At 41.6% G+C, this 6,000-nt stretch carries 7 protein-coding genes; 1 reads left to right on the forward strand and 6 read right to left on the reverse strand.

Annotation, left to right across the window (positions count from 1 at the left end; genetic code table 11):
- Window positions 1-202: 202 nt before the first annotated feature.
- The 4 genes from rpsU to RMY27_RS32395 all read right to left on the reverse strand — a co-directional run bounded on the left by rpsU (window position 203) and on the right by RMY27_RS32395 (window position 3,297).
- The gene (rpsU, locus tag RMY27_RS32380; RefSeq protein ID WP_012407716.1) at window positions 203-391 is read right to left on the reverse strand and encodes a 30S ribosomal protein S21; all 189 of its coding nucleotides are present in this window, start codon (window positions 389-391) and stop codon (window positions 203-205) included.
- Between the two features lie 116 nt (window positions 392-507).
- Window positions 508-840: an RNA recognition motif domain-containing protein gene (locus tag RMY27_RS32385; RefSeq protein WP_094351322.1), complete on the reverse strand. Its 333-nt coding sequence runs from the start codon at window positions 838-840 to the stop codon at window positions 508-510.
- Between the two features lie 541 nt (window positions 841-1,381).
- Window positions 1,382-3,061, reverse strand: a complete 1,680-nt coding sequence (locus tag RMY27_RS32390; RefSeq protein ID WP_322668914.1) for a hypothetical protein — start codon at window positions 3,059-3,061, stop codon at window positions 1,382-1,384.
- A gap of 2 nt (window positions 3,062-3,063) precedes the next feature.
- Window positions 3,064-3,297, reverse strand: a complete 234-nt coding sequence (locus RMY27_RS32395) for a hypothetical protein (RefSeq protein WP_322668915.1) — start codon at window positions 3,295-3,297, stop codon at window positions 3,064-3,066.
- A 773-nt stretch (window positions 3,298-4,070) separates the two neighbouring features.
- Between RMY27_RS32395 and RMY27_RS32400 the strand changes: the two genes are divergently transcribed.
- Complete coding sequence (locus RMY27_RS32400) at window positions 4,071-4,253, forward strand: CsbD family protein (RefSeq protein WP_322668919.1); 183 nt, start codon at window positions 4,071-4,073, stop codon at window positions 4,251-4,253.
- Window positions 4,254-4,480: 227 nt separating this feature from the next.
- On the opposite strand, the gene RMY27_RS32405 is transcribed toward RMY27_RS32400, so the two are convergent.
- Together RMY27_RS32405 and RMY27_RS32410 are read right to left on the reverse strand one after the other, a co-directional pair.
- Window positions 4,481-4,642, reverse strand: coding sequence for a hypothetical protein (locus RMY27_RS32405; RefSeq protein ID WP_322668916.1), 162 nt, complete (start codon window positions 4,640-4,642; stop codon window positions 4,481-4,483).
- Window positions 4,643-4,755: 113 nt separating this feature from the next.
- Window positions 4,756-5,796, reverse strand: coding sequence for a chemotaxis protein CheB (locus RMY27_RS32410; RefSeq protein ID WP_322668917.1), 1,041 nt, complete (start codon window positions 5,794-5,796; stop codon window positions 4,756-4,758).
- Window positions 5,797-6,000 lie beyond the last annotated feature (204 nt).

A 6,000-nucleotide genomic window follows, 5' to 3' on the forward strand; every position in this document is an offset into this window, starting at 1 on the left:
TGACTTGATTTTAGCGTTTCTTTAGGTTTCCTGATTTTAAAATAGACAAAAGGAAAACCCTCATAGAATCTATGAGGGCATTCGTTTATATTTACAACAGAATTCAAGGAATGCGAAGTACACAACGATTCGTGTCAAAGCAAGATATAAAGCCTGTTTTACTTCTGAATTCTGACTCCTGAATTCTGCTGTATGTCAGCCCTTAATTACGAAAACTTCTCTTACTTTGTCTGTGCTTGGCAACTTCTTTGCGCTTGCGTTTTTCTAAGGGTGTTTCAAAATGACGATGCTTTCTCATGTCTGGGAAAATTCCCGCCTTGGAAACTTCTCGTTTAAATCGTCGTAAGGCTGACTCAATGTGTTCATTGTCACCTACAATTACTTGGGTCATTATTTCTCCTACTAAGTTGACTTCATCAATGGCTATGCAGGCGGTAACATTACAAAAAAAAGACAGACTCTTGTTTGTCTGACCTTAAGACTCTTGGTAAGTTTTTGTTTCCAAGGTTAGTATCGTCCGCCACCGCCACCGCCACCGCCGCGGTTGCCGTATCCTCCTCTGTTACCACCACCAAAGGAACCTCTATCGCCTCTGTCTTCCTTGGGTTTAGCCTTATTCACTTTCAGGTCACGACCCATCCACTCAGCACCGTCGAGAGCTTCAATGGCAGCAGTTTCTTCAGCTTCAGTTCCCATTTCCACAAAAGCAAAGCCGCGTGGACGACCTGTTTCACGGTCAGTAGGTACTTGAACGCGCTTTACAGTACCATATTCTGCAAAAATACCACTTAAATCTTCTTGTGTAACATCATAAGAGAGGTTACCTACATAAATTGACATCGATTCTCTCCAAAATCATCACTGTGTAGAGATTTTAATTTCTCTCAGAAGTCTGTAAATACTAAAAGGAAAAAGCCTTTCAATACTAAAATCAAAGACATCACTGAATTAACTCTCATAAATCTAGGATGACATACGAGCCAACTCTTTGCACCCATTAGATAGTTAACTAGTGATGCGATCGCACCTAAGCGATCGCCCGCCCCCACATACCCTAAGTACAATCCACCGCAAAAAGGGGTTGGAAATGGAATAAGATAAATTCTGTAGGGTGATATAGAAAATCAGACATGCAGGGGCGCATCTTTAATATTCCGAATTGAACGTTTGACTGGATTCACCATGAAGCATTACTTCAAAATTTTAATACGAAAGGCAAAGTCAGGCAACAAATATAAAACTATTGTGACTTCTACTCTTTTGGAGAACCTGCTATCAAAGTAACTGCGATGCTTACGGCAGCAAGCATCGCGAGTCTTTTTCTTTAGCGCTAGCCTCTCCTTTTGGAAAAGGAGAGCAAGTGGCGTAACATCATATTCGGCTAATTAACCAAAGTTGCAATCTTAAGTTGCCGAACATCACCTTTCCAAGCTGTCTCCAATTCAGCTTTGACAAGTTGAGCGGCCTCATCTTTGCCTAGTGCCTGCAAACTTGCCTGCAAGCCAAATAGAGAACGTCCATTATGGGGATATTTTTTTAAATCGGCACGAAAGACTTTCTCAGCTTCTCTATAGTCACCCTTAGCCAAAAGCACAGCACCCAAAGATTCCCGTGTCGGAAAATACCAGTCTGGCGGTTCCACGTAATTTAGGGCATCTTCTGCTACTACTGCTTTTTCTAGCAATTGGATGGCAGATTCATAATCATGATTTTCTCTAGCAATTTTGGCGTCTAGAACTTTTGAGGCAATGTCTAAAATATTACTGGCAGGACTGAATCCAATCGTTGCCTCGGTGGAAATTCCCTGTTTGGCAGCTAGTAATGCCCGACTTTCACTTGCTGCGTCTTCAAGTTTGCCTGTGGCTGCGCTTGCCATACCGCGAGCAAAATGCCAAAGTGCTGAGGTAGTGGGCAATTTAGCTTCGGGAGCAGGAGTTTTTAAAATGGCATCCCAATCACTAAAGCGTGTCTGAATCAGCATTTTGCTGCCGAGGAATCCCTCAAGCATTGGTGCATACGGGTCAATTGCAGTAACATTTGCAACTAATTTATCTGCGGATTTTAGAGCGTCTTCATATCTTCCTGCCATGCTACTAGCCACCATGAGGAAATGTACGTTGTGGTTGTAATACATCATGGGGTAAGTACCCTGGACTTGATATTTTTTGATGTAAATATCATCTTGAGCGATCGCCTGCTCATTTGCCTGCATTGCCCCTTGATAATCTCCCACACGAAAATAAATATGACTTGGCATGTGTACCAAATGTCCCGCTGCTGGCGCTAGAGTTCCGAGTCGATTAGCGCTGACAAGGGCCCGTTCTGGAGAAGGTGAGGCTTCCACTGCATGGATATAGTAATGATTAGCTCCTGCATGATTTGGGTTACGTTTGAGAACTGATTCTAAAACAGCCACAATTTCTTCTGTATCTGGCTGTGGCTTACCATCTTTAGTCCAGTGCTGCCAAGGATGCAGATCCATCAGGCTTTCAGCGTAAAGTGTCGCCGCATCCAAATCATCAGGATAGCGCTTGACTAGGTTTCCCATTGCTTTGGCGTAGTCTACCGCTAGTTGATACAAATCAGCATCGGCATCTTCAGAGTAACGTTTTGCTAAGGCGGTAATGTAGTCTCGTTCTTGGGTGGAAGCTTGGGCAGAAAGGGCCAAAGCTTGCTGTACTGCTTGGTAAGCAGCTAATTCCCGATTGGGGTCTATTGCCGAGTTAATGTTAGGCCCCAAGGCTAAAGCAACACCCCAATATGCGATCGCTAAATGCGGATCAAGTTTGGCAGCGTATTGAAAAGAACGCGCTGCCTCATCATGATTGAAAGCGTAAATTAAATTTAATCCCTGATCGAAAAACTCTTGAGCTTGCGGATTAGAAGTAGAAACTGGATGGTGGATCGTGCCAAGTCCAGATATTAAGTTGTATGGCTGTTTTACTTCAGTGTAGACGTGTTGATGTATGGTCTGGTCGAGAAGCGGCTTGTTGTCAGACATCGCCGCACTAGGAGCGACTAAAGAGAATATAAGCACCCAAATTAGAAATAAGTACTTCATGATTATTTTTCTTCAAGCTCCTTTTTAATATTCAAATGCCACAGTTCCTCTAAAGAAGCAACTTGTCGGCGGAAAACAGCAGCCCGGTGTTTCTTATAGAGATTAAACCCTACAAACACAATCATTGGAATCAAGATAGAATATCCGATGAAAATGTTAACAGATGAATCTGTTTGCATCCTAGAGTCTATATATTGCGAATTGGGAGTTGCTTGAGTACTAAAATTTGATTGCATAAATATCTTCATAAATACTACAAGTAAGAAGCTAGAAATAAACGTGGATAATTGTTCCTGCTGTCTTTGAGCAGAAATTAGTCACAACTTTTATTAGGTACTTCCAAGTCGCTGCTGAGACTTCTCTATGCCTTATTGCACTAGCTAAACTATTCTTCAGTTAAAACCTGAACAATTATGTTGATTTGTGCTAAATTTTGTGACAAAATCCTTATTCTGCAAGCTACTATTCCTAAAGTATTTACTGAAATTTAAACTATTTTTAGTGTTAGTTATTTCTAGTAGTTGCTTAAGTAGTCAGAGTTTTAGAAGTAACATACAGCCGATTGCAAGTTAATAAGTGGCTGTTAATGTATAACCAAGAGACTTCTTGCATAAGTCGAGAAAAGGGGAAGAGGTTCTGTATTGTTCCCTTCCCCTTTAACCTTTACCCTTTCCCCTCGACTTAGATAAAGAGCGCTGTATTTACCATATCCAGTGGTAATAAGCCAAGTAGCAGTTTATTATCATGGCTGTCTACCTAAAGTGATAAAGGATTTTGTCTAAAGATAGAACAATCGAATGATCCCTATCCCTCTATTAGATATTAATTGAATTTCTAAAGATGAGTTTTAAGGTTAAAAAACTATGTACAACGAACACAAATATTTGTTATAAAAACATCGTTAGATAGAAGAATTAAAACTTATTTAAAAGTAATTTATAGATATTGCAGCGCTTCTCAAGCAAGCAATAACTTAATGACTACGCAACTTATTTTAGGAGCAAATAATATGAGTATCGAAGATAGAGCAAAAGCTTTTGCTAAAAACGTTGAAGGTAAAGTACAAGAGGCGGTTGGTGAAGTAACTGGCGATCCTAAAGATAAAGCTGAAGGTAAAGCTAAACAAGCTGAATCTCAAGTCCGCCACACCGCTGAAAATATCAAAGATGAAGTTAAAAAGACTTTAGATTAGTACACTGTGGTAGAGGTTTTCCTCGTTCTAACAAGTTGCTCAAGTAACTAGATTTTGGCGATACTGTAAAAGGTGGAATTTTATTTAGGAAGAAGGTTTAAGTTAAATAATTATTTACTGAACCTTCTCCCTTTATTAAATCTGTTTTTTAACTAAGATTTTTAGGCATTTTCACAATAGCGATCGCAAAATATTTTCTCAAGCTTTCACTGATTTTTTCAAATGTACTAATTTATAATTAATCTTCTATTTAATCCCTCATTAATTGGTTTTTCCAACCAGCGCTTAAACGCTAAATGGCTAAGTGCGTGTAACAACAAGACAGCGATCGCTATAATATCAGCAATATATTTGACCGTTTTCAGCCCAAAAGTATGGAGACGGTTCACTGGGGCTGAAAGCAATCAAGGCAGCCGGAGGCGTGACTTTTGCTTTGTTGTCAGCCCCTAAATACAAACACTCAAGCATTTGTTTGTAAGGAAGATTTGTGACAAGCCTACAGCTACTCCGGCTGATCTTCCTCTATTGCAGCAATGGATCGTTTCGTGGCAAAACCGTTGAGAATGATATCTCGAATTAAGGACACTTCTCTATCCAAATTCATTGCATGATCTTCATATTTTGTTACAGCACTAGTTAAATTGTAGTTTCTCATCCGTTCTGCCATTTGACGGGAGAATGTAATTTTTTCCTCCATTGTCCGCACAGCCGACCACAGCGCATTTTCAAGATTCTGAGTTTGCTCTGCCAGGAACGCATTAGCCGTAAAGGAATGCCCCGTGTGACAGCGAAACCGTAGCGGCTCTCCTTTGCCAATTTGCCAGAGGCTGCCCTTGCATTCAGGGCAGGTGTAAGTCGTTAGAGTCCCGATCGCTTCTACACTCTCCAAAAACTCTTGGGTATTCATCTGCTGTTGTGCAATCTTGGATTCAATTTCGATCTCTTCGGTCATGGGGTATGCCTCCTCCTTGGCGGCGGGTTCTTTTGACAACCGCACTAGCAAGTCTGGGATTTCTACAAGCGGCAAGCAGTAATCGACCTTCACATACCGCAAGGCGCTCTTTGCCATGCTGGGGTATTCTGCTTCCTTCGGGTCTTGAACGATCGCCACTCCGCCCCGTTTCTTGATTGCCTGTAACCCCACCGTGCCATCATCGAGATAGCCGGTGAGTATCACACCTACTACCCTTGTACCATAAGCGCGGGCGGCTGAACGAAATAACGCATCGATCGCGGGGCGAAAGCGGTTTTCTTGAGGCCCACGCACGACACGCATCAAGCCTTGGTTGACCAACAGGTGATAATCGGGGGGTGCAACATAGATTCGCCCGCTTTGAATTAACTCTCCATCTACCGGGTGAGATGCTGGGAGAGAGCCTACATCTGTAAGAATTTGGGGGAGAATGCTGGGCTGATCTGCTGGGAGGTGCTGAACAATGAAGAAGACAGCATCAATCTCAGCAGGCACAGCACCCAAGATTACGCCCAGTGCTTTGAGTCCGCCTGCCGAAGTGCCAATAACAATAATGTCGTGTCCAAGCATAGATACCTTTTCTTAATGAATAAAAGCAGTCTAATGTTTTCTATATCTTTTGAATAATTAAACATCTTTTGTATGAAGATGCGTTAAACCATATTTACGTATAAGAAAGAAAAGGGTTTGGCGCAGCCTCACAAAGAAATGGTATAAATCTCATTAATGAATATCAAAGGCTCATTAATGGAGTTCCGAGCCTCATTAATGAAT

Source organism: Nostoc sp. DedQUE09 (assembly GCF_034530915.1).
Lineage (GTDB): Bacteria > Cyanobacteriota > Cyanobacteriia > Cyanobacteriales > Nostocaceae > Nostoc.

Bases quoted from the DNA above. Each gene is read 5' to 3' on its own strand.
- rpsU (WP_012407716.1), bottom strand. From the start codon at position 391: ATGACCCAAGTAATTGTAGGTGACAATGAACACATTGAGTCAGCCTTA.
- RMY27_RS32385 (WP_094351322.1), bottom strand. From the start codon at position 840: ATGTCAATTTATGTAGGTAACCTCTCTTATGATGTTACACAAGAAGAT.
- RMY27_RS32390 (WP_322668914.1), bottom strand. From the start codon at position 3,061: ATGAAGTACTTATTTCTAATTTGGGTGCTTATATTCTCTTTAGTCGCT.
- RMY27_RS32395 (WP_322668915.1), bottom strand. From the start codon at position 3,297: ATGCAATCAAATTTTAGTACTCAAGCAACTCCCAATTCGCAATATATA.
- RMY27_RS32400 (WP_322668919.1), top strand. From the start codon at position 4,071: ATGAGTATCGAAGATAGAGCAAAAGCTTTTGCTAAAAACGTTGAAGGT.
- RMY27_RS32410 (WP_322668917.1), bottom strand. From the start codon at position 5,796: ATGCTTGGACACGACATTATTGTTATTGGCACTTCGGCAGGCGGACTC.